The 22,026-nt window shown below is 63.3% G+C and carries 23 protein-coding genes; 19 read left to right on the top strand and 4 right to left on the bottom strand.

Annotated elements, in window-relative coordinates; genetic code table 11:
- The first annotated feature begins 163 nt into the window (after positions 1-163).
- From FQP90_RS10035 to FQP90_RS10000, 8 genes are all read left to right on the top strand, one after another.
- Positions 164-1,921, top strand: coding sequence for a hypothetical protein (locus FQP90_RS10035; RefSeq protein WP_144649767.1), 1,758 nt, complete (start codon positions 164-166; stop codon positions 1,919-1,921).
- A gap of 37 nt (positions 1,922-1,958) precedes the next feature.
- A complete protein-coding gene (locus tag FQP90_RS10030) occupies positions 1,959-2,942 on the top strand; it encodes a tetratricopeptide repeat protein (RefSeq protein ID WP_144649765.1) in 984 nt (327 codons plus the stop codon).
- Positions 2,942-4,042, top strand: a complete 1,101-nt coding sequence (locus FQP90_RS10025; protein ID WP_144649763.1) for an NADH:flavin oxidoreductase/NADH oxidase — start codon at positions 2,942-2,944, stop codon at positions 4,040-4,042. Before FQP90_RS10030 ends, FQP90_RS10025 begins: the two co-directional genes overlap by 1 nt.
- 70 nt (positions 4,043-4,112) lie before the next feature.
- Positions 4,113-4,967, top strand: a complete 855-nt coding sequence (locus FQP90_RS10020; protein WP_434371372.1) for an ABC transporter ATP-binding protein — start codon at positions 4,113-4,115, stop codon at positions 4,965-4,967.
- Entirely contained in the window at positions 4,949-6,520 is a 1,572-nt protein-coding gene (locus tag FQP90_RS10015) for a transporter (protein WP_144649759.1), read from the top strand. Before FQP90_RS10020 ends, FQP90_RS10015 begins: the two co-directional genes overlap by 19 nt.
- Before the next feature lie 86 nt (positions 6,521-6,606).
- On the top strand, positions 6,607-7,389 hold the full coding sequence (nagB, locus tag FQP90_RS10010) for a glucosamine-6-phosphate deaminase (RefSeq protein WP_144649757.1): 783 nt from the start codon (positions 6,607-6,609) through the stop codon (positions 7,387-7,389).
- 8 nt (positions 7,390-7,397) lie between these two features.
- Complete coding sequence (locus tag FQP90_RS10005; RefSeq protein ID WP_089595519.1) at positions 7,398-7,736, top strand: DUF3039 domain-containing protein; 339 nt, start codon at positions 7,398-7,400, stop codon at positions 7,734-7,736.
- Between the two features lie 112 nt (positions 7,737-7,848).
- On the top strand, positions 7,849-9,624 hold the full coding sequence (locus FQP90_RS10000) for a DEAD/DEAH box helicase (protein ID WP_144649755.1): 1,776 nt from the start codon (positions 7,849-7,851) through the stop codon (positions 9,622-9,624).
- Positions 9,625-9,750: 126 nt separating this feature from the next.
- Here the strand turns inward: FQP90_RS10000 and FQP90_RS09995 are convergent, their stop codons facing one another.
- The gene (locus FQP90_RS09995; RefSeq protein WP_144649753.1) at positions 9,751-10,377 is read right to left on the bottom strand and encodes an isochorismatase family protein; all 627 of its coding nucleotides are present in this window, start codon (positions 10,375-10,377) and stop codon (positions 9,751-9,753) included.
- A complete protein-coding gene (locus FQP90_RS09990) occupies positions 10,377-11,705 on the bottom strand; it encodes a nicotinate phosphoribosyltransferase (protein ID WP_144649751.1) in 1,329 nt (442 codons plus the stop codon). The genes FQP90_RS09995 and FQP90_RS09990 overlap by 1 nt, the downstream gene beginning before the upstream one ends.
- A 37-nt stretch (positions 11,706-11,742) precedes the next feature.
- On the opposite strand from FQP90_RS09990, the gene clpS reads away from it, so the two are divergent.
- The 6 genes from clpS to rdgB all read left to right on the top strand — a co-directional run bounded on the left by clpS (position 11,743) and on the right by rdgB (position 16,047).
- The gene (clpS, locus tag FQP90_RS09985) at positions 11,743-12,105 is read left to right on the top strand and encodes an ATP-dependent Clp protease adapter ClpS (RefSeq protein WP_018776321.1); all 363 of its coding nucleotides are present in this window, start codon (positions 11,743-11,745) and stop codon (positions 12,103-12,105) included.
- Complete coding sequence (locus FQP90_RS09980; protein ID WP_144649749.1) at positions 12,098-12,664, top strand: DUF2017 domain-containing protein; 567 nt, start codon at positions 12,098-12,100, stop codon at positions 12,662-12,664. The genes clpS and FQP90_RS09980 overlap by 8 nt, the downstream gene beginning before the upstream one ends.
- Before the next feature lie 63 nt (positions 12,665-12,727).
- Positions 12,728-13,792: a glutamate racemase gene (gene murI / locus FQP90_RS09975; RefSeq protein WP_144649746.1), complete on the top strand. Its 1,065-nt coding sequence runs from the start codon at positions 12,728-12,730 to the stop codon at positions 13,790-13,792.
- The gene (locus FQP90_RS09970) at positions 13,789-14,586 is read left to right on the top strand and encodes an MBL fold metallo-hydrolase (RefSeq protein ID WP_144649744.1); all 798 of its coding nucleotides are present in this window, start codon (positions 13,789-13,791) and stop codon (positions 14,584-14,586) included. Before murI ends, FQP90_RS09970 begins: the two co-directional genes overlap by 4 nt.
- A 46-nt stretch (positions 14,587-14,632) precedes the next feature.
- Positions 14,633-15,391, top strand: coding sequence for a ribonuclease PH (rph, locus tag FQP90_RS09965; protein ID WP_011775233.1), 759 nt, complete (start codon positions 14,633-14,635; stop codon positions 15,389-15,391).
- Positions 15,388-16,047: an RdgB/HAM1 family non-canonical purine NTP pyrophosphatase gene (gene rdgB, locus FQP90_RS09960; protein ID WP_144649742.1), complete on the top strand. Its 660-nt coding sequence runs from the start codon at positions 15,388-15,390 to the stop codon at positions 16,045-16,047. Before rph ends, rdgB begins: the two co-directional genes overlap by 4 nt.
- Before the next feature lie 73 nt (positions 16,048-16,120).
- Here rdgB and FQP90_RS09955 read toward each other — a convergent pair whose 3' ends face one another.
- The gene (locus FQP90_RS09955; protein ID WP_144650038.1) at positions 16,121-16,885 is read right to left on the bottom strand and encodes a DedA family protein; all 765 of its coding nucleotides are present in this window, start codon (positions 16,883-16,885) and stop codon (positions 16,121-16,123) included.
- Positions 16,886-17,015: 130 nt separating this feature from the next.
- Between FQP90_RS09955 and FQP90_RS09950 the strand changes: the two genes are divergently transcribed.
- From FQP90_RS09950 to FQP90_RS09930, 5 genes are all read left to right on the top strand, one after another.
- A complete protein-coding gene (locus FQP90_RS09950) occupies positions 17,016-17,417 on the top strand; it encodes a GntR family transcriptional regulator (protein ID WP_144649740.1) in 402 nt (133 codons plus the stop codon).
- Positions 17,414-18,346, top strand: a complete 933-nt coding sequence (locus FQP90_RS09945) for an ABC transporter ATP-binding protein (RefSeq protein ID WP_144649738.1) — start codon at positions 17,414-17,416, stop codon at positions 18,344-18,346. Before FQP90_RS09950 ends, FQP90_RS09945 begins: the two co-directional genes overlap by 4 nt.
- The gene (locus tag FQP90_RS09940; protein ID WP_144649736.1) at positions 18,343-19,029 is read left to right on the top strand and encodes a hypothetical protein; all 687 of its coding nucleotides are present in this window, start codon (positions 18,343-18,345) and stop codon (positions 19,027-19,029) included. Before FQP90_RS09945 ends, FQP90_RS09940 begins: the two co-directional genes overlap by 4 nt.
- A 97-nt stretch (positions 19,030-19,126) precedes the next feature.
- Positions 19,127-20,131 (top strand): exonuclease domain-containing protein, encoded by a 1,005-nt coding sequence (locus tag FQP90_RS09935; RefSeq protein WP_144649734.1) that lies wholly within the window; start codon positions 19,127-19,129, stop codon positions 20,129-20,131.
- A gap of 233 nt (positions 20,132-20,364) precedes the next feature.
- Positions 20,365-20,916, top strand: coding sequence for a DUF4395 domain-containing protein (locus FQP90_RS09930; protein WP_144649732.1), 552 nt, complete (start codon positions 20,365-20,367; stop codon positions 20,914-20,916).
- Positions 20,917-20,922: 6 nt separating this feature from the next.
- Here FQP90_RS09930 and FQP90_RS09925 read toward each other — a convergent pair whose 3' ends face one another.
- Positions 20,923-21,993, bottom strand: a complete 1,071-nt coding sequence (locus FQP90_RS09925) for an ADP-ribosylglycohydrolase family protein (RefSeq protein WP_144649730.1) — start codon at positions 21,991-21,993, stop codon at positions 20,923-20,925.
- Positions 21,994-22,026: the final 33 nt, after the last annotated feature.

Genomic DNA, 22,026 nt, shown 5'->3' with positions numbered 1-22,026 from the left:
TCAGGCGCCGGATGGCCCGAATATCATGATCATCGCCACACTATCAGGAGGGCCGAACAGGGCTGCAGGGGCGCCACGGCGGGGTTTTCCGGATGTTGGGGAGATCACGCCGATCTGACTCTCTGATAACAAAACGGTTACCCTTGAAGTTCAACGACCGCTGATGATAGGTGATCCTGTGCGTTTGAAGACTGCAGCCTTACTGGTGCTGCTGGGCCTGCTGACGATGCTGGCCGGCATTGGCCAGCTGACTTTTTGGGCCCCCGCCGAGACGGTGACGGCTTCGGTTCCCAGCGATACCAAAGCTGCCCCGCTGACCGTGATCGACCCAAAGTTGATCGCTCTCCATGACGGGCCGGTGAAGATCAAGATCCAAGGTGAAGGCAACTTCATGGTCGCCACGGGTCGCCCGGACGACGTCGAAGCGTGGGTCGGAAAGACTGCCCACACCACGCTGTCCGGAGTCTCGGCCGACCAGAAATCGCTTGAGACCGCCTCAGTCGACGGAGAGGCCACTGCGCCGTCTCCGGCTGGATCCGATCTCTGGGTCAGCACCGAGGACGCCAGCGGCGACCTGGACTACACCTGGAACCCTCCCGCTGATGGCGAGTGGTCCCTTCTGGTAGCCGCCGACGGAACCCAGCCTGCGCCGTCGTCCATTTCCATGACGTTCCCGAACAACGCCACCACCCCCTGGGCCGTGCCGCTGATTGTCTTGGGCATCATCATCATCCTGGTTGGTGCGGCTTTGCCGTTCGTCGCCAAGGCCCTCAGCAACCGCCGTCATGACGGGGAGGGTGATGGCCCGCACGATGGTGGCGAAACCACCACCTTGCCCGTGCAGACGCCGGCCAGCGACGCCGCCCGCCGTCGTGGCAACGAAACCGAAGGCCCCGCCCTTCGCGTCACTGCCCTCGCTGCTGCCCTGGCAGCCGTGATGGTTGGCGGAACCGCCGTCGCCGCGCAGGCGACGACGACCCCCGAGCCGACCACCACCAGCGCTGCAGCGGCCCCCGCTGAAGGTGAAGACGGCACGCCGGTTCTGTTAGAGTCCCAGTTGCAGCGGATCCTGGAGCAGGTTGCCAGCACCGTGGATGCTGCCGACGCCGCCAAGGACGCCGCCAAACTGGCTCCGCGCGTTGACAAGATGGAACTTCAGATCCGCACGCAGAACTACAAGATCCGATCAGCTGTCTCTGCCTACGAACCGCGCATGCCTGTCCGTGCCACCAAGCTCCAGAGCAGTGTTATCAGCACCAAGCGCGATTGGCCGCGCACGGTCTTCGCCCTGACGCAAGGTGAAGGAAACGTTGTTCCGCAGGTACTGACGCTCGTACAACTTTCACCGCGTGAAAACTACAAGCTGTGGGCCAGTGCACCGCTCCAGCCCGGCACCAACTTCCCATCCTTCCCCGTCCCACGGGAGGGAACCGAGGCCGTTCCCGCCGCCGACAACACCGGCTTGGCCTACAGCGGCAACGAGGCCTTGGGCATCCTGGCTGAAATGCTGACCACTCCTGACTCTCCGAACCGAAGCAAGTTGGCCGATGGACAATCGTCGCCGTACATCGCTGGGGCCCTCGCCTACCAGGCGGACACTGTGAAGAACGGAACCAGCGCCAACTTCAAGTTCACGCACACTCCGGTTAATAACCAGACCGTGGTGTTGCGCACTGCCGATGGTGGCGCACTGGTTGTCGGCCGCCTGGACTTCGCTTTTGAGGGAACGCCCAAGGCCGCTGGCGACAAGCTCCTGCTTGAAGACGATTCCGCAGTCTTCGCCGGGGGCAAGGAAACCACAACAGGCATGGTGCTGAACTTTGCCGAGTCCGTGGCCGTGTACATTCCGCCGGCCGGCTCAACCGATCCGATGAAGCTCGTGGCAGCTACGCGTGGCCTGGTGGGGGCCAGCTTCAAGTAGGCGAACCCTTGGCAGGGCAGCGGCTAGAGTGGACGATATGAGTTCGCCCGGATACCGACCCACTCCAGCCGCTGCCAGCCAGCTCAATCTTCGCGGCGCAGTCGACCTCTCGTCGTTGCGCCGCCAGGCCGCGCCCCCGGCGCCACCGGCCTCCGTTTCAGCGGACGGCGGGGCGCCTGACGGCGGCGACGCCGGCAAGGCACCGCTTCGTGTGGAGGCCACTGAAACAAACTTCCAGGACCTGGTGCAGCTGTCTGCCCAGATCCCTGTGCTCTTCCTCCTGTGGTCGCGCTACGCAGCGGAATCTCCCGCAGTACTTGAAGCTGCCGAGCGAGTCGTTGAAAGCTACAGCGGCCGTTTGGTTCTTGCAGCCGCGGACGTTGACGCGTTCCCGCAACTTGCCCAAGCTTTCCAAGTGCAGGCCGTGCCTACCGCCGTTGCCGTGATCAAAGGCCAGCCCGTTCCCCTTTTCCAAGGTCCGGCCGACGACGAGCAGATCCGAAACCTCGTGGACGAGCTCCTCAAGGTGGCCGCTGCCAACGGCGTCACCGGAAGCATCGGTGACGCCGCCCAGGACGAGGACGCCGAACCGGAGCCAGTGCCGCCGCTTCACCAAGCCGCCATCGACGCGATCGAGGCCGGTGACTACGCCGGAGCAGCCTCCGCCTACAAACAAGCCCTCCTCGAGCAGCCTGCCGATTCGGACGCCAAAGCCGGCCTCGCCCAGGTTGAGTTGATGGCCAGGCTGGACAAACTCTCCGCTCCCGACGCTGAAAGCCTTCGCGAACAGGCCGCCCAAGAGCCGGACAATGTCCAGGCCCAGTTGGGCGTCGCTGACCTCGACATCTCCGGCGGCCACATCGAGGACGCCTTCAACCGCATCATCACCTTTATTGGCAGGAATTTCGGTCCCGAGCGTGAAACTGCCCGCGTGCGGCTTCTGGAGCTCTTTGAGGTAGTCGGAACACAGGACGAACGGGTGGCCAAGGCCCGCCAGGGACTCGCGAGGGTTCTCTTCTAGTGCCGTCAGCACTGTTCTCCCCATTGCAGTTGCGTTCGCTCACCGTGCCTCACCGCGGTTGGGTGTCACCCATGTGCCAGTACAGCTGCCACCCGGAGACCGGAGAGGGCGTCCCCAACGACTGGCATTTGATGCATCTGGGCGCTTTCGCCGCGGGTGGCGCCGCTCTGATCATGAGCGAGGCCGCCGCGGTGAACGCGGCGGGCAGGATCAGCCCCCTGGACGCAGGCCTGTACTCCGATGAGCAAGCAGCGGGCTGGGAACGCATAGTCCGGTTTGTGCACCAGCATGGGGCCGTAGAGTGCAAAATCGGTGCCCAGTTGGCCCACGCAGGGCGCAAGGCCTCCACGTACTGGCCGTTCTCCGGCCGATCGGGTTCTGTACCGGAGTCCGACGGCGGATGGCTTACCGTGGGACCCACCAGCCAGGCTTTTGACGGCTATGCAGCGCCGGCGGCCATGAGCGAAGAGGACATCCAGGGCGTGGTGTCCGATTTCGCAAGTGCGGCAGCCCGCGCCGTGGCTATTGGCTTCGACACCGTGGAGATCCACGGCGCACACGGGTACTTGTTGCACCAGTTCCAGAGCCCCCTCATCAACACCCGAACGGACGGCTGGGGTGGAAGCGAGGACGGCAGGAACAAGCTCATGCTCGCAGTGGTGGACGCAGTCCGTGAGGTCATCCCTGATTCCATGCCCCTCCTGCTCCGAATATCGGCGTCCGACTGGGCGGATGGGGGAGTGGACGTCGCGGCGTCTGTCCGTCTTGCCCGTGCAGCGTCCGAGCGCGGGGTGGATCTGGTGGATGTCTCCAGCGGTGGCGCCGTGGCGCATCAGGACATCAGGGCCGTGCCTGGCTACCAGGCGGGATTCGCCGAGCAAGTAAAGCGCGACGCCGGTGTCCCCACCGGGGCGGTGGGGCTCCTCACGAGTGCCACACAGGCAGAGGATATCGTCGCCAACGGCCGCGCCGACGCCGTTTTCATGGCCCGTGCGGCCTTGCGCGATCCACACTGGTGGCTGAGGGCAGCCTACGAACTCGGCCATGACATTTCGTGGGTTCCGCAATACCAGCGGGCCGTTCCCCGCCACGGCTTCTAGGGCTCCCTCAGGTTCCCGCACGCGCGGTTAGGCTGGTCACATGACGGAACCACGCCATGAACCCACGCCCATGTCCGCGCCGCCACACCTTGACGCGCCGCCACACGCCCTGCAACCGCCCCAGGCCGCGGCTCCAGCCGCACCGAGCGAAGGTTCCGTTGCGGGGGCGCCGATTGCTGCGCTGTCCATTCGAGGCTTGGCCAAGCGCTTTGGAGAGAAGATCGCCGTCGATGGTGTGAGCCTCGAGGTACCCGCGGGGTCGTTCTTTGGGATGGTCGGTCCCAACGGTGCCGGAAAGACCACCACTCTTTCCATGGCTACAGGATTGCTGCGGCCGGACTTCGGCACGGCCCTGGTTCACGGCGTGGACGTTTGGGCGCGGCCGCTGGAGGCCAAGAAGCTCATGGGGGTCCTGCCTGATGGTGTACGCCTCTTTGACAGGCTGACGGGCGAGCAGCTGGTCACCTACTCGGGACTGTTGCGCGGCATGGACCGCGATGTTGTCGGGACCCGGGTGTCTGAATTGTTGGCAGCCCTGGACCTTGAAGCGGACGCCGGCTCTTTGGTGGTTGATTACTCGGCCGGTATGACCAAGAAGATCGCTTTGGCTTCCGCCCTGATCCACGCGCCCCGCCTCTTGGTCCTGGACGAGCCGTTCGAATCGGTGGACCCGGTGTCCGCTGCGAACATCCGCGGCATTCTTGAAAGCTACGTCGCCTCAGGCGGCACCGTGATCGTTTCCAGCCATGTGATGGATCTGGTCCAGCGCATGTGCAGCCATGTTGCAGTGGTGGCCGGTGGCCGCGTGCTGGCGGCGGGATCCGTGGACGAGGTCCGTAACGGGTCAACCCTGGAAGAGCGCTTTGTCCAATTGGTGGGCGGCGGACACCGGACGGAGGGGCTGGAATGGTTGCGCACCTTCTAGGCCTGAAGTGGCAACTGCTTCTCAATGGGTTCCAGCGCAGTCCTTGGCAGTTGGTCGGCATGGCCCTCGGGCTGCTTTATGCCCTGGGCGTCCTGGTCCTCCTGGTGGGCGGCTTGATTGCCCTTCGGTGGGCCGACGCCGAAATTGCCCACACCGTTGTGGTCCTGGGCGGTGCCGCCACTGTCCTGGGATGGGCGATCATTCCGCTCGTTGCCTCGGCTGCGGACATGACCCTGGATCCCGCACGTTTCACCACGTTCGCTATCCCGCCAAGGCAACTGCTGGCCGGACTCGCCCTGGCGGGCTTCATCGGGATTCCGGGGCTGGCTACCCTCATAGCGGCCTTGGGGTCTGTTGGAACCTGGTGGCGCAGCGTTCCGGCCGTTACCGGGGCGTTGGTGGGGGCGGTTTTGGGAGCCTTCACCTGCGTGGTGTTGTCGAAAGTGGTGACGACGGCGACTGCCGGTCTTGCCTCCTCGCGACGCTTCAAGGATGTCAGCAGCATCATCGTGTTCATCCCATTGATGTTGCTGGGGCCCATCATGGTTGGTGTCGTCGACGGGGTACGAAGCAGCGCTGACTATCTCCCCGTGCTTGCCCGCACTGTCTCCTGGACACCACTTGGTGCCGCGTGGTCCCTCGGGGGCGATCTTGAGGCCGGTGACTTCGCAGCGGCAGGATTGAAGTTCCTGATCTCGGCGGTCACCATTGCCGGTCTCCTCCTGTGCTGGCATCTCCTGCTGCAACGCGCCCTGGTGACACCTCCCTATTCCGGAGGATCGGCCAGGAAGGGCGGCAAGCTTGGACTGTTCGGCCTTCTTCCCGCAACGCCGTCTGGTGCTGTTGCCGCGCGGGCTTTGATCTATTGGATGAAGGACCCCCGCTATGCGGCATCTTTGGTGATTGTCCCGCTGTTCCCGGTCCTCTTCTTCTTCAGCGGCTCACAGGGAGGTGGCTATGGCTTGCTCATGATCCTTGGGCCTTTGACCGCCTTCATGATGGCATGGTCGATCTGCGCTGATGTTTCCTACGACAACACTGCATTTGCCCTGCACCTTGCTGCCGGAGTTCGAGGGGTTGACGACCGGCTGGGACGGGCCATGGCCTGCCTGGCCATCTCCCTCCCTGTGGTGCTGGTCTTCACGGTCGGACCGCTTTTCGTCACGGGTGATTGGCAATGGCTGCCCAACCTCCTGGGCTTGTCGCTGGGTACCCTCTTCACGGGCCTGGGCCTTTCCTCCGTGATTTCTGCGCGCTACAACATCGCCGTGCCCCTCCCGGGCGACAGCCCCTTCAAGAAGCCGCCAGGAAACGTGGCTCAGACCCTGGCCGTCCAGGCCGTGGGGATGGGTGTCCTGGCGCTACTGCTGATCCCGGAACTTGCCCTGGTGGCTGTCCAGGCGTTCAGCGGCGGTCCTGAGGCGGGCTGGATCAACCTGGCCGTTGGTCCTTTGCTCGGCGTCATACTGTTCGTAGTGGGGGTCCGTCTCGGTGGAAAATGGTTGGACGCCCGTGGTCCTGAAATGTTCGCCCAGCTCAGTGTGAACCGCTAGTTGCGTAACAACCATGCCCAAAGGTGGGACATGGGATAACCTCTCAGACAGATAGTTCGACGACCCTTACCTAGAAAGGCGTGACGATGGAAGTTGTCATTCTCCCTGGCACCAAACAGATCGGTGCGCTTGCCGCCGACGCCATCGAGGCGCTGGTCCGCCGCAAGCCGAACGCTGTGCTGGGCCTGGCAACAGGGTCCTCGCCGCTGCCTGTCTACGACGAGTTGGCGAGTCGCTATGAAGCCGGGGGCCTGGATTTCAGCCAGGCCCACGGCTTCGCCTTGGACGAGTACGTCGGCCTGGAAGCCGGACACCCGGAGTCCTATCGCGAGGTCATTCGCCGCGAATTCACCAACCGTGTCAACATCAAGCCTGAGAACGTCCATGGGCCGGACGGTGCGGCAGAAGACCTCGAGGCGGCGTGCCAAGGCTACGAAGACGCCATTAAGGCTGCGGGTGGCGTGGACCTCCAGATCTTGGGCGTGGGCACGGACGGGCATATTGGCTTCAACGAGCCCGGCTCCTCCCTGGCTTCCAGGACGCGCATCAAAACGCTGATCGAACAGACCCGCAAGGACAACGCCCGCTTCTTCGACAGCATCGACGACGTTCCCCACCACGTTGTGACGCAAGGCCTGGGGACCATCATGGACGCCCGGCACGTGGTGTTGATCGCAACAGGCGCTCAAAAGGCTCAGGCCGTGCGCGATTTCGTGGAAGGCCCAGTAGCGGCAATATGTGCGGCATCCATTCTGCAGATGCACCCTCACGCCACGATCTTGGTGGACGAGGCTGCCGCGTCATCGTTGAAATTGGCGGACTACTATCGGCACACCTACGACAATAAGCCGGAGTGGCAGGGCCTGTAGACGGTAAGATGTTTGGCATGACTACGCTTCCTCCGGATCCATTCGAAAACGACCCCATGCGCGAGCTTTCCGGAGCCGGAACGTCCACTGCCACCATTGAGCGCGAGGAAACGCGCCAGGAAGTGGAGCCCGGCGACCGCGAGCGGTTTTCCCACTATGTGCGCAAGGAAAAAATCATGGAGTCGGCTCTGACCGGCGAACCCGTCATTGCCCTGTGCGGCAAAGTCTGGACGCCGGGTCGCGATCCCCAGAAGTTCCCGGTCTGCCCGGAGTGCAAGGAGATTTACGAAGGCCTCCGCCCCGGCAACGACGGTGGAAAAAACGGCGGCCCGGGCAACTCCAAGTAGTGGGTGGGAAGAGAACACAGGCCCCTTCTGATCGTTACCGCCTCGCGGTCCGCTGCGGCGTGCCGGGAGAGCGTGGGACACTTGTCGCTGCCGTCAGGCCGGGGGAATCAGCATGACAGAAACACTTTTTGGCGGTCCATCCCTGCCTCCGGCGTATCCGGAACGTGCCGCGTGGGGTACAGCCCCCAAGCTCCGTGCCTGGCAGCAGGAGGCCCTTGATCTCTACATGACCCGTAACCCGAAAGACTTCCTCGCCGTGGCTACGCCGGGTGCGGGTAAGACCACTTTCGCGCTGCGGATTGCCACCACCTTGCTGGACAGCGGAGTGGTGAACCGCATTACCATCGTGGCACCCACCGACCACTTGAAGCGGCAGTGGGCAGATGCTGCAGCCAAGGTGGGTATCGCCATCGATCCCAACTTCAAGAACTCCGATGGCCAGCACGGCCGCGGGTTCGTGGGCGTAGCTGTGACGTATGCGCAGGTGGCCAGCAAGCCCATGCTGCATCGGGCGAAAACCGAAGCTGCCCGCACCCTGGTGATTCTGGACGAGATCCACCACGGCGGCGAAGCCCTCTCGTGGGGAGACGGGCTGCGTGAGGCCTTTGACCCGGCCGCGAAGCGCCTGTCGCTGACAGGTACGCCGTTCCGTTCGGATACTTCGCCTATTCCTTTTGTCGAGTACGCGGAGGACCGGGACGGTATCCGCCGTTCCAAGGCGGACTACACCTACGGTTACGGCAACGCCTTGCGGGACCACGTGGTGCGCCCGGTGCTCTTCATGGCTTATTCGGGCCAGATGCGCTGGCGGACCAGCGCTGGCGACGAGATGGCAGCCTCGCTTGGTGAGGCTGCCGTCACCAAAGACATCACCTCGCAGGCCTGGCGCACGGCGTTGAACCCCACGGGCGAATGGATTCCAGCCGTGCTGGCTGCGGCGGACAAGCGGCTCAGTGAGGTACGGAGGACTGTGCCGGATGCCGGTGGCTTGGTCATTGCCACGGATCACGACGACGCACGCGCTTACGCCGGGCAGCTGAAGAAGATCACGGGGCAGTCGCCCACGGTGATCCTTTCGGATGATTCGAAGGCCTCCAGCAAGATCGAGGAGTTCTCCGCCGGCGACAAACGCTGGATGGTGGCCGTCCGCATGGTGTCCGAAGGCGTGGACGTTCCTCGCCTGTCGGTGGGCGTCTATGCAACGTCAACGTCAACGCCACTGTTCTTTGCCCAGGCCGTTGGCCGCTTCGTGCGTGCCCGCAAAAGGGGAGAGACGGCGTCGGTGTTCCTGCCGTCAGTACCTCCGTTGATGATCCTCGCCAATACCATGGAGGCGGAGCGCGACCATGCGCTGGACCGTCCCGAGAAGGACGACGACGGACTCTTCAGCCCCGAAGAGAACCTGATGGCGGAGGCCAACCGCGAGGACAAGGCCTCAGACGAGCTGACCAAGGGAAAGTTCGAGGCCCTGGACTCACAGGCGTCATTTGACCGCGTGCTTTTCGACGGCGGCGAGTTCGGCACGGGAGCGGACATCGGTTCCGACGAGGAACTGGACTTCCTTGGCATTCCAGGACTTCTGGACGCCGAACAGGTTGGAACCCTGCTGCGTCAGCGCCAGCACGAACAGCAGTCACGGAAGAAACGCCAGTCGCCGTTGGCTGCTGCGGCATCGCCGGCAATTCCTGACCACCGTATGCTGATGGACCTCCGGAACGAGCTGGCGAAGAACGTGGCTGCATGGTCGGCCCGTACCGGTACACCGCACGGAGTGGTTCATACCAAGCTGCGTGAAGTGTGTGGTGGGCCGGCAGTTGCCCAGGCCAACGAGGAGCAGCTGCAGGCCCGCCTGCGGAAGCTCCAGGACTGGTTCATCGGCAGGAAGTAGCCACCCTGCCTTGGTCAGGCAGGGGTAGGCAGGGGCTGGTAGGGACAGACAAGGCCGACTGGCAGACAGACGAAAGGGCGCCGCTTTCTGCGGCGCCCTTTCGTGTGCTGATAGGTGATGGGAGGGTCAGTCGCGTTCAACCTCGACGCCGGCCGCTTCCATTTCGTCGAACGCCTCGGAGAGGTCCTCGGCGATGCCTGCCGTGAGCCCGGCGATCACGGAGGTGTTGTACCCGGCCTGGATGGCATCGAGTGCGGTGGCTTTGACGCAGTAGTCGGTGGCGAGACCCACCACCACAACCTCTTCGACATCGTGGCTCTGCAGCCAGTCGTCCAAGCCGATCGCGTCTTCATCAAGGACTTCCGCCACCGCGGCTCCGGCTTTCAGGTCGCCCGTGGGGACGTCGTCTTCCGGCGCCAGGACGCCCTCAAAACCGGAGTAGGCAGCCGTGTACTGTCCCTTGCGGAAGTAGGCCTGGATGTACTCGGGGTCCAGGTCCTCGTGGAGCTCCGCCCCTTTCGTCCGGGCCTGGCAGTGTGGCGGCCAGGAGTCCACCATGTCGGGTTCGTCGGAGAAGTGGCTTCCGGGTTCGATGTGCCAGTCCTGGGTTGCCACGATGTGGTCGAAGTGTTGCTGGTTGGCGTCAACAAATTCGGTGATGGCGCCGGCTACCGCGGCTCCGCCTTCAACTGCGAGGGTGCCTCCCTCGCAGAAGTCGTTTTGCACATCGACGATGATCAGGGCCCTGGACATCAGTTCTCCTCGTAGATGGTGGGAATGGCAGCTTCGCCGCGTTGCAGGCGGTTCACGACGGCGGGCAGTTCAGCCATGGTGGCCGCGTGCCTCTCCTTGGCCCGGACTACGCCTTCAGGGCCGGTCCACCCGGGCAGTACCTCGCCGTTCTTGACGAACTGCTGGAGCAGCGAGCGGTCGTTGCCGTCATCCTCGGGCCGGTGGCCGATACCCACGATTTCATGGGTGGCGCGGCCCCGTTCATTGAGCTTGCGGAGGGCGTATTTGCGTCCGCCCACGCTTGCCTTGTTCTTGGCGGCCTTGGCAACGGAGATGAATTCGCCGGCGTCGTTGGTGCGGCTGACCAACTTGTAGACCATGCTGGCTGTGGGGGCGCCGGAGCCGGTAACCAGAGAGGTGCCCACCCCGTACGAGTCCACCGGGGCGGACTGCAGGGCCGCGATGGCGAACTCGTCCAGGTCCGAGGTCACCACGATGCGCGTATTGACGTTGCCAAGGTCGTCCAGCATCTGCCGGACCCACTGGGCCTGGGCCACCAGGTCGCCTGAATCGAGTCGTACCGCTCCGAGCTTGTCGCCGGCGAGTTCGACGGCGGTTCGCACCGCCGTCTCGACGTCGTAGGTATCCACCAGCAGCGACGTTCCGGGCCCGAAGGCCGCGATCTGTGCTTCGAAGGCTTCACGTTCGGTGTCATGGAGGAGCGTGAAGGAGTGTGCCGCGGTGCCTACGGTCTTGATGCCGTACCGCCGCCCGGCTTCCAGGTTGGAGGTGCTGGCGAAGCCAGCGATTACCGCGGCGCGTGCGGCCGCCGTCGCCGATTCCTCCTGGGTGCGCCGGGACCCCATCTCGATGCATGGCCGGGAACCGGCCGCAGAGGTCATCCTCGAGGCAGCGGAGGCAATGGCGCTGTCGTGGTTGAGGACTGAGAGGATGTACGTTTCCAGGATGCAGGCCTCAGCGAACGTGGATTCCACGATGAGGATGGGGGAATTGGGGAAGTAGGCATCGCCCTCGGCATAACCCCAGATGTCCCCACTGAATTTGTAGTTGGCCAGGTAGTCCAGGGTCTCTTGGTTGACCACCTTGTTCTGCTCCAGGAACGCGAGCTCGGCGTCGCCGAACCGGAAGTCGGCGATGCCCTCCAGCAGGCGTCCGGTGCCGCCCACCACGCCGTAGCGGCGGCCGTCAGGCAGTCGCCGGGCGAAGGCTTCAAACACCGACCGGCGATGGGCGGCACCCGAGTGAAGGGCGGCCTGAAGCATCGTCAGTTCGTAGTGGTCTGTGTACAAGGAAGTTGCGGGGTGGTCCCACGACGTGGCTCTACTCACGAATTCACTCTAGTGCGAGCCGCCATAGAATGGACAGATGAGCCCTAGCGTTGCGTTTGGCACAGACATCGATGAACGGACGGAAGCTGCAGAGCAGACGTCCACCGATGTCCTGACAGCCCCTGATGTCCCCTGGAACCTGGTGATCTGGAACGATCCCGTCAATCTCATGAGTTACGTGAGCTACGTGTTCCAGAGTTACTTCGGTTACTCCGAGTCCAAAGCACACAAGCTGATGATGGAGGTCCACAAGAAGGGCCGGTCCATCGTGGCGTTCGGGAGCAAGGAACAAGTGGAGCAGCACGCGGTGGCCATGCACGGCTTCGGCCTCTGGGCAACGGTGGAGAAAGCCGCCAGCGGCAACGAGACACCCGGAAAGGGCGGCCGCCAACGTGGCTAAGGCATTCAAGTACGGTCTCAAGGGCATCACTGGATACCTTGAACCGGCGGAACGGGACCTCCTTCGCGGTTTGTTGGACGATGTAATTTCCATGCTGGAATCCGATGTCCGGGAAAATGAGGACCCGTTGGCGGCGCTGATCGGGTTGGACATGGACGTGAAGCAGCCCAGCGACCGCGCACTTCTGCGGCTCTTGCCGAACGTCATGAAGGACGACGACGGCGGCTCCCTGGAATTCAGGCAACTCACCGAACGCTCCGTCCGGGAGAATAAGATCGGTGCCTTGAAGGCTACGGCCATGGGCCTGGACAAGGACGACCTTGCCCTGACGCTGGAGGATGCCACCCGCTGGTCCATGGCGTTGAACGACGTTCGGCTGGTGCTGGCCGAACGCCTGGACATCCGGGACGAAGCAGACGCCGAGCACATCCACAGCATGCAGGACTGGAGCCAGGCGGAGGACGTGGAGAGCTATTTGGCCTTGGTGTACAACTTCACCACATGGCTGCAGGAGTCCTTGGTGCAGGCCATGATGTCCGCCAGGCAGGCAAAATCCTGATCCGGGCGGCCGACGGAGTTCCCGTCCTGTGACACATCAGACACGAGGCGGAGACCACAGGTAATGGCCGCACACCATGGGAAGCCTTATTCTCGAATAATTATGACTTCAGCATCGGGCAGTTCAGCGGGCGCCCAGGGCAGTGGCGCCTCCACCAGCACCGGGGGCATCGTGGGGGCGCGCCCGATCGGCATCTTCGACTCCGGCGTGGGCGGCTTGACGGTGGCGCGGTCCATCATCGACCAACTTCCCAACGAGTCCATCCTGTACGTGGGCGACACCGCCAACGGGCCCTATGGTCCACTGCCCATCGCCGAAGTACGTGCCAACGCCCTGGGCGTCATGGATGAACTGGTGGACTCAGGCGTCAAGCTGTTGACCATCGCCTGCAACTCCGCTTCGGCCGCCGTACTCCGGGATGCCCGGGAACGCTACACGGCCCGGTACGGCATTCCGGTCATCGAAGTCATCCAGCCCGCAGTCCGGCGTGCCGTCTCTGCAACGCGTTCCGGCAAGATTGGGGTGATTGGGACCTCTGCGACCGTGGGGTCGCGGGCTTATGAGGATACGTTTGCCGCTGCTCCGGACCTCACCATCACGTCCGTGGCGTGCCCCGCGTTCGTGAACTTCGTAGAGGCCGGCGTTACTACGGGAGCTGACCTCCTGGCTGCTGCCAATGAGTACCTGGCGCCGCTCAAGCAAGCGGGCGTGGATACGGTCGTCCTGGGGTGCACCCACTACCCGTTGCTGACCGGTGTGATCTCCTTCGTAATGGGCGAGGATGTCACCCTGGTGTCCAGCGCCGAGGAAACCGCCAAGGACGTCTACCGCGCACTGGCCAACAACGGCATCCAGCGCACCGAGCCCAGCGCTCCGAGTCACGAATTCATTGCCACCGGTGACGCCGCCCAATTCGAGACCTTGGCCCGCCGTTTCCTGGGACCGGAAGTCCTCTCGGTGAAGCACGTGGACCACGTTGCCGCGCAGTACCCCACAGGGAGCTTGGCTCGCATAACCCCTGAAATGCTGGAAGCGGCGCGTTCCGGATCCGGCCTGTCGCGGCGGTCCTACTTCGTGCAGCCCGATGACATCCTCAATGCCGGCGCAACCATGGGGCGTGCCTGGTGAAACTGACCATCGTAGGGTGCACCGGTTCCTTCCCCGGTCCGGGCTCCCCGGCGTCGTGCTACCTGGTGACAGCGCACGACGGTGAGCGCGAGTGGAAGATTGTGATGGATCTGGGCAGTGGTGCCCTCGGTGCCATCCAGCGCTACACCGATCTGGAGGACATTGACGCGATCTTCCTCACCCACCTGCACCCGGACCACTGCATGGATCTGTGCGGACTCCACGTCGCGGTCCGCTGGAAGCCCGGCGGCTGGGGCAGGGACAGGCTTCCCGTGTGGGGTCCTGCGGCTACCGCGGACAGAATGGCCACAGCCTACGGACTTGAGCTGGACCCGGGCATGCATGAGGAATTCGACTTCACCAACTGGACTGAGCTCAAGCCCGTTACGGTCGGTCCCTTTACCGTGACGCCCTTTGCCGTTAACCATCCTGTGGAAGAGGCCTACGCCCTCCGGGTGACGGCCACGGAACCGGGCAAGGACGGGGTCCCTGTCACCAAGGTCCTGACCTACTCCGGGGACACCGATTCCTGCCAAGGGTTGGAGGACGCGGCCAAGGGATCCGATCTCTTCCTCTGCGAGGCGGCGTTCGAGGAAGGCCGGGACGACGACATCAAGGACGTGCACCTCACGGGCAAACGGGCGGGTGAAGCGGCGACTAACGCCGGTGCCAAGCGCCTGCTCCTCACGCATATTCCTGTGTGGACCTCGCAAACCAAAGTATTGTCCGAGGCCAAGCCTGTCTTCGCAGGCGACGTCGCCGTGGCGGTTGCCGGGGTGCATTACACGATCTAGCGGCAGGCGGCACGGGTACCACCGTCATCGTCGCTAAGCTTGGAGCATGACTTCTGAAGCTACCGCCACACCCGTCATCCGCGCTGATGGCCGGACTCCCGACCAACTGCGCCCCATCAGCATCACCCGCGGTTGGTCGAAGCAGGCCGAGGGCTCGGCGCTGATCGAGTTCGGCAACACCCGGGTTCTGTGCACGGCTTCGCTCACCGAGGGCGTACCCCGCTGGCTCAAGGGGGAGGGCCGCGGTTGGGTCACCGCCGAGTACGCCATGCTTCCCCGGGCTACCAACACCCGTTCGGACCGGGAGTCCGTCAAGGGAAAGATCGGTGGGCGCACCCACGAGATTTCGCGCCTTATCGGCCGTTCTTTGCGGTCCATCATTGATACCAAAGCCCTCGGCGAGAACACGATCGTCCTGGACTGCGACGTCTTGCAGGCGGACGGCGGCACCCGCACGGCCGCGATCACCGGCGCCTATGTGGCGCTTGCAGAGGCCATCCGTTTCGCCCGCGAGAACAAGCTCATTGCCCGCAACGCCGAGCCGCTGGTGGACACCATCGCAGCAGTCTCTGTGGGCATCATCGACGGCGTCCCCATGCTGGACCTCCCATACGTTGAAGATGTCCGCGCCGAGACGGACATGAATGTGGTGGTCACCGGCTCCGGCAAGTTCGTGGAAGTGCAGGGCACCGCTGAAGGCGCTCCCTTCGACCGCGACGAGCTCAACGCACTGCTGGACCTCGCCCTGCTGGGTACCACCCAGCTGTCCGCCATCCAGCGTGAGACGCTGGCGGAGGCTCCGTGAGCGCCGCAGGTGTGGACCAGCCCCGGTTGGTCCTTGCAACCCACAACAAGGGCAAGCTGAAGGAACTCCGCGAACTTCTTCGAGGCCAGGTTCCGGGGTTGGACGTCGATACCCAGGTAGTGGATGCCGCTGCGGCCGGAGCGCCGGACGTTGCCGAAACGGGTGTGACGTTTGCCGAGAACTCGCTCCTTAAAGCTCGCGCAGTCGCTGAGGCGACTGGCCTGGTGGCCATCGCGGACGACTCAGGCTTGGCCGTGGATGTACTGGGCGGGGCGCCGGGCATTTTCTCGGCACGCTGGTCCGGACGGCACGGGGACGATGTCGCCAACCTGAACTTGCTGCTGGCGCAACTTTCCGATGTGCCGGATTCCTTCCGCGGTGCAGCGTTTGTTTGTGCCGCTGCCTTGGCCGTTCCCGGACCTGACGGCATTGCCCAGGAAACCGTGGAGTACGGCCAGCTGGAGGGAACGCTGCTGCGTGAACCTCGCGGTGAAGGTGGCTTCGGCTATGATCCCGTCCTGCAGCCGGCTGGAATGGACCGGAGTTGCGCGGAACTGACCTCCGAGGAGAAGAACGCCATCAGCCATCGGGGACAGGCGTTCCGGGCGTTGCTTCCGTCGATCGTTTCCGCGTTGTTGAAGGCCGGTTCGAACTAGTACCCTCCAGACAAAACAAATGGCACCCCGCGAATGCGGGGTGCCATTACTTGTTGGAGCTGGTCTCCGGCGCTCAGTGCTCGCCGTGCTTGCCGCCCTCGTGTTCCTCGATGAATTCCTCCACGGGGTCGGTACCTTGTGCAGCCGCCTTGCGCTTGGCCATGAAACCACGGGCTACCTCGATGAAGACCGGAATGACCGAGATGAGGACGATGACGATGAAGATGATGTCCAGGTTGTCGCTGACCCACGGCACCCGATCGCCAAGGACGTAACCCAGCAGGGTGACACCGCCACCCCAGAGTAGGGCGCCGATGACATTGAAGAGGAAGAACTTCCGCTTGTCCATCTGGGCCACGCCCACGATCACGGGCACGAAAGTGCGGATGATGGGGACGAACCTCGCCAGGATCAAGGCCTTGCCGCCATGCTTTTCAAAGAAAGCATGGGCACTTTCGACGTTCTCTTTCTTGAAGAGCTTGGAGTCGGGGCGGTTGAAGATCGCAGGGCCGGCCTTGGAACCAATGAGGTAACCGGTTTGGTTACCGATGATCGCAGAGACGATGATCAGGGCCGCCAACGCCCAGATGTTGAACTTGATGGTGTCTGTGGCCACCAGGAGACCCGCGGTAAAAAGCATGGAGTCGCCGGGGAGGAAAAAGCCCACCAGCAGACCTGTTTCGGCAAAGACGATGCCGCACACAAGCAGCACAACCCAGGGGGCGAGGGCCGGGTCGGCCAGGAAGATCTGGGGGTTCAACCAGTCCGGCAGGAACGAGGCCATGGCTGGCTGCACCGGTCCAGCGCCCCCGATGGTGGATACGGCAAGGTCGCTCATCGCAGAAAAGATCACCCAACAAGCCTACTTGACGGCCGTCGTCGTGATTTTCGGGGGAGACCCTTGACTCCTGCCTCACTGCTTGTATGGTTAGTTACATGAGTAATGAACCAGTGAGGCGGCGGTGCTCATGATCGATGACAGCAAACCGATCTTTATGCAGATCGCCGAACTCATCGAGAACGGAATCGTGGACGGCAGTATGGCCGAAGAGTCGCAAGTGCCCTCCACCAACGAGTTCGCAGCGTTCCACCGCATCAACCCGGCAACCGCTGCCAAGGGCGTCAACCTGCTGGTGGATTCAGGAATTCTCTACAAACGCAGGGGGATAGGGATGTTCGTGGCTACAGGGGCGCGCGCCCAGGTGATAGCGCGCCGCACCGAGGAATTCTTCGAACAATACGTGAAGCCGCTGGCGCTGGAAGCCCGCAAGCTGGGCATCTCGGCAGAGCAGCTGAACACCATGATTGAACGCAGCTCCGGACTCGCGCCGGAATCCGGAACAGACAAGGAAAGGAGCGCGGCCCTGTGAACGACACCATCGTCGAGGCCCGTAACCTGTTCAAGCATTACAAAGAGCTCAACGCGCTGGATAACGTCAACCTGAGCCTCACGGCCAACCGCATCTACGGCTTGTTGGGACGCAACGGCGCTGGCAAGACTACCTTGATGTCCATCCTCACAGCCCAGGCCTTCGCAAGCTCGGGGGAAGCCCTCGTCTTCGGTGCCAGCGCCTACGAGAACGACTCTGTACTGTCCCGGATTTGCTTCATCCGTGAATCCCAAAAATACCCGGATGACTTCCAGCCCCAGCACGCCTTCCGCTCAGCTGCGTTGTTCTACAAGAACTGGGACCAGGAATTCGCGGACCGGCTGGCCGAGGACTTCCAGCTTCCGGTCAAACGGCGGATCAAGAAGCTCTCCCGCGGACAGCTGTCCGCCGTCGGCGTCATTATTGGCCTCGCCTCACGCGCGGAACTGACGTTCTTCGATGAACCGTACTTGGGACTCGACGCCGTAGCCCGGCAGTTGTTCTACGACCGGCTGGTAGAGGATTATGCCGAGTACCCGCGAACCATCATCCTGTCCTCCCACCTGATCGATGAGGTCGCCAACCTCCTGGAACACGTAGTTGTTATCGATCGGGGCCGGATCATCATGGACGCTGATGCGGAGGACATTCGTGGTTCGGCTGTCACCGTTTCCGGTTCCGCGGACAAGGTGGACGCCTTCCTGGCCGGCCGGAAGATCCTCCACCGCGAAACGCTGGGCTCTTTGGCGTCCGTCACCGTGGACGAGGCACTGGACAGCCGTGAGCGGACCGAAGCCCAGGAGCTGGGACTTGAGTTGTCGCCCGTTTCCCTGCAGCAGTTGGTGGTCCGCAAGACCATGGCCGGGGCGGCCGCCACCGGAACAGGTACTGGAGACTTCGCCGATGACACGATGGAGGCAAGGCGATGAGCAGGACGGTAGCAGTTGCCCGGATGCAACTGATCAACAAATGGACGTACATCGGATGGCCTTTGACCATCCTGGCGGCATCCTTCCTGATGTCGCTGGCGATTTTCGCGCTCATTCCCGTCAATGAGGGCAAATACGGTGGCGGCAGCCAGGCTCCCATGTGGTACTTCCTGGTCCTCGGGATACAGAGCATGACCCTGGTCTTCCCGTTCTCCCAGGGCTTGAGCATCAGCCGCCGGGCGTTCTACCTGGGTACCTTGGGACTCTTCTCGCTCATCGCCTTGGGCATGACGGGCCTTTACCTGCTGGGTGGCGTCATTGAACGTGCCACCAACGGCTGGGGCGTCTACGGATTCTTCTTTAGCATTCCGTGGGTAACGGACGGTCCCTGGTATTCCACGGCAGCGTTCTTCTTCGTGGTGATGATGTTCATGTTCATCATCGGATTCTGGTTCGCCACCATTTTCAAGCGATGGGGAACCACTGGCACGCTGGTCTCAACGTTGGGAACGTCGATTGCCTTGATCGGCCTTGCCGCCCTCACCACGCTGCTTGAATGGTGGGGACATGTTGGAGCCTGGTTTGCCCAGCAGACACCGTTGAGCATCAGCGGGTGGGCAGCCCTCCTGTGCGTCGTACTTGCCGCAGGCTCCTACACCACCCTTCGTCGAGCCACGCCGTAAACGTGGCGATGTAGCGTTCGCCACAATGAAGTCCGGAAGGGCCGCCCCGCCGTAGAAATCGGCCAAGGGCGGCCCTTCCCGCCTGTAACCTTGTCCAGTGGCATTGGACTTTACGGCGATCGACTTTGAAACAGCCAACGGCTTCAGGGGGTCGCCGTGTTCGGTTGGCCTCAGCAAAGTCCGCGGTGGCGTGGTAGTTGAGGAAGCCTCCTGGCTGATGCGACCACCGGAGAACCACGATCACTTCGAGTTCCACAACACCCGCATTCATGGCATCCGCGCCGAGGACGTGGCTGGTCGCCCCAGGTTCGGGGAGCTCTTCCCGGAAATCGGCGCGTTCTTTGGGAGCGACGTGCTCGCCGCCCATAATGCAGCCTTCGACCTTGGAGTCATCCGGTCCGGCCTGGAAGTCTCCGGTCTTGCCGGGCCTGCCTATGACTATGTCTGTACCGTGATGCTGTCCCGTCGCTGCTATTCGCTGGTGTCCAACTCTTTGCCGTATGCGGCAGAGGAGGCGGGTGTGCCCTTGGTCAACCACCACGACGCTGCCGAGGATGCCCGTGCCTGCGCCGGCATCCTGGTGGACATTGCCCGGCGCAACAACGCCAACAGCATCGCCGAACTCTATCTTTCGCTGGGCCTCACCTTGCCCCAGCAGCCCGCCTTCGACCCCGCGCTCGGCCTGTCCAAAGCAACCATGTCTGCGATCGCAGCCAGGACCGGCAGCACCATGGACCGTACGCCGGGACAGGCTGTTCCTGTTGGTTGGTCAGCGTGGCCGGAAGAAGGCCCCAACCCCCTGCCGAATCCCGCGGCAGAACCGGGCCACCCGCTCTTCGGGCAGACCGTGGTTTTCACGGGCGACCTCACCATCACCCGACCGGAAGCGAAATCCCGGGCAGCAGACATGGGCGCACGGCCGGAGAGCCGGGTAACCGCAAGGACCACTGTGTTGATCGTTGGCGATGGGTTCGTGGCTGGCGATCTTCGGGCCGGGCGGTTGACGGGCAAAGCCAAAAGGGTCCTTGAACTTCACGCCAAGGGCCAGCAGATCGAGGTTGTCTCAGAAGGTGAGTTCCTCCAGATGGTCGGCGGCGCCTAAGAGCGTCCCACACGCTCTCTCACATCCCGCCCCCATTTCCCACACGCTCTCTCACATCCCGCGGTGTGCCCGCCGGACTATCGCGAGCGTCGTCACGGAGCGGATCGGCGCTTGGACAGGATCTGCCTCTGGGCAGGTGAGAAAGGGGCGGGGATGAGGTTGTTAAAGTGCGATTGGGTCATACTGCGCAACAATGCTTCCCGCCGGATCGGCCGCGCTCCTAGCCTTGGTACATGACCAAGCCCTCTCTTCCCCCAGCACCGGTGAGCCAGCCAGCGGATGCTCCCGTGAGCAGTGGGGTTGATTGGCGGAGTGTTTTCGCGTTCCCCAACCCAGTCAATGAATATGCAGCACGGATCACCGCGGGGCTGGTAGTGGTGCTGGCGGTTGCCACGCTTCTGACCGGGTGGGCATGGGGGCTGGTCGCCTTGGCCGTCGGTTTCTGGCTGCGTGTGCTGTTCGGCCCCCGCATTTCTCCGCTGGCCCTGCTGTCCGTCAAAGTCCTGGCACCCAGGATCGGGCACGCCAAACTTGTAGCCGGTCCTCCCAAGCGCTTCGCCCAAGGCATCGGAGCCGCACTGACGAGCGCCGCCGTCGTGCTGTTCTTCATTGGTTACCAGCCAGCCGCGTGGGTTTTGCTGGCCCTTCTCATCGTGGCTGCTTCGCTGGAAGCATTCGTCGGTTTTTGCCTGGGCTGCGCCATTTTTGGTTTCCTGCAGCGCAGGGGGCTCATACCGGCTGAGGTCTGCGAAGCGTGCAATAACATCACGCTTCGCAGCGCCTGAGGTCCATCAGCCGGTGGTTACGGCAAGCAAGCTGTCCGCCATGCCGCGAATAACCTCGGGTGCTTCCAAGGCTTCAAGCCAGTCAGCCGGCAGGCACTCCTCGCCGTAGTAAGCCCCCAGGATATTGCCTGCTATGGATCCCGTGGAATCACTGTCGCCGCTGTGGTTGATGGCCACGGCAATGGCGCGGCGGAAGTGCTCCGTCGGTTCAGTGGCGCTGGTGGACAGGACGGCATAAAGCCCGACGGCGAGTGCCTCCTCGGCGACCCAACCCTCGCCGAGCGCTGCGGTCATTTCTTCGGGACCCAGCATGGTGGGCTGCGCCGACAGCTGCAGTGCGGCTTCCAACCGCTCCGCAAGCTCAGCCGCTTTCGTGGGGACGTTGTTCACATAGGCCAAGGCATCCGTCGCGGCACTGCGGATATCGCTGCCGGCAACGAGATTGTGGATCAGCAGGCTGAAAGCCGCTGCGCTGAGTCGTGCCGACGGGTGTCCGTGGGTCAAGGAGGCGGCGTCGGAGCTGAGTTTGTAGACAGCTTCCCGCGAGATATGGGGGATGAGCCCAAACGGTGCTGAGCGCATCACCGTGCCGCAGCCTTTCGAATCGGGATTGACGGGCCGGGCCACCGTCCCCATTTCTCCAGTCGCGAGGCCGCTGAGGCAGGCGTTCCCTGGAGCACGGCGATGCCGAAGGACGGCCTGGCCATCGATCCACCGCGGTTGCGGCACGGGGGCAGACGCGGAAACGGCGACGTCCTGGGTGCCCAGCCAACGCAGGTACGCCAGCCACAGGCAGGCGATCTCGTCCGCGGCGACGCCGTCGTTGGCCCACTCGAGGGCTTCCACGAGGCCATCAACCGTGTACAGCGTCATTTGCGTGTCGTCCGAGAAGTGGCTTTCGCCGTCGAGCTGTCCAAAGGACGTCAGTCCGGCGGAACCGTAGTGTGCGCGAATCGCCGCGATGGAGTCGAACTCCACGGCGTAGCCCAGGGAATCGCCCAACGCTCCGCCCAACAGGGAGCCCCGGACGCGGGACTCGAAGGACGGGGCAACGGGGGAGGAAGCTTCAACACTCATGCCAGTAACTTACCGTGCCCGTCAGCGGCCGCT

The organism is Paenarthrobacter nitroguajacolicus (assembly GCF_007786235.1).
Lineage (GTDB): Bacteria > Actinomycetota > Actinomycetes > Actinomycetales > Micrococcaceae > Arthrobacter > Arthrobacter nitroguajacolicus_A.
The sequence above is the reverse complement of the archived record's forward strand: the minus strand, read 5'-3'. Positions and strand labels throughout refer to the sequence as shown.

Coding starts and splice junctions, on each gene's coding strand:
- murI (WP_144649746.1), top strand. CDS start 12,728: ATGGCCGCACACCATGGGAAGCCTTATTCTCGAATAATTATGACTTCA.
- FQP90_RS10000 (WP_144649755.1), top strand. CDS start 7,849: ATGACAGAAACACTTTTTGGCGGTCCATCCCTGCCTCCGGCGTATCCG.
- FQP90_RS09955 (WP_144650038.1), bottom strand. CDS start 16,885: ATGAGCGACCTTGCCGTATCCACCATCGGGGGCGCTGGACCGGTGCAG.
- FQP90_RS10015 (WP_144649759.1), top strand. CDS start 4,949: ATGGTTGCGCACCTTCTAGGCCTGAAGTGGCAACTGCTTCTCAATGGG.
- FQP90_RS10035 (WP_144649767.1), top strand. CDS start 164: ATGATAGGTGATCCTGTGCGTTTGAAGACTGCAGCCTTACTGGTGCTG.
- FQP90_RS09940 (WP_144649736.1), top strand. CDS start 18,343: ATGAGCAGGACGGTAGCAGTTGCCCGGATGCAACTGATCAACAAATGG.
- FQP90_RS09950 (WP_144649740.1), top strand. CDS start 17,016: ATGATCGATGACAGCAAACCGATCTTTATGCAGATCGCCGAACTCATC.
- FQP90_RS09995 (WP_144649753.1), bottom strand. CDS start 10,377: ATGTCCAGGGCCCTGATCATCGTCGATGTGCAAAACGACTTCTGCGAG.
- FQP90_RS10030 (WP_144649765.1), top strand. CDS start 1,959: ATGAGTTCGCCCGGATACCGACCCACTCCAGCCGCTGCCAGCCAGCTC.
- FQP90_RS09925 (WP_144649730.1), bottom strand. CDS start 21,993: ATGAGTGTTGAAGCTTCCTCCCCCGTTGCCCCGTCCTTCGAGTCCCGC.
- nagB (WP_144649757.1), top strand. CDS start 6,607: ATGGAAGTTGTCATTCTCCCTGGCACCAAACAGATCGGTGCGCTTGCC.
- FQP90_RS10005 (WP_089595519.1), top strand. CDS start 7,398: ATGTTTGGCATGACTACGCTTCCTCCGGATCCATTCGAAAACGACCCC.
- FQP90_RS10020 (WP_434371372.1), top strand. CDS start 4,113: ATGTCCGCGCCGCCACACCTTGACGCGCCGCCACACGCCCTGCAACCG.
- FQP90_RS09930 (WP_144649732.1), top strand. CDS start 20,365: ATGACCAAGCCCTCTCTTCCCCCAGCACCGGTGAGCCAGCCAGCGGAT.
- clpS (WP_018776321.1), top strand. CDS start 11,743: ATGAGCCCTAGCGTTGCGTTTGGCACAGACATCGATGAACGGACGGAA.
- rph (WP_011775233.1), top strand. CDS start 14,633: ATGACTTCTGAAGCTACCGCCACACCCGTCATCCGCGCTGATGGCCGG.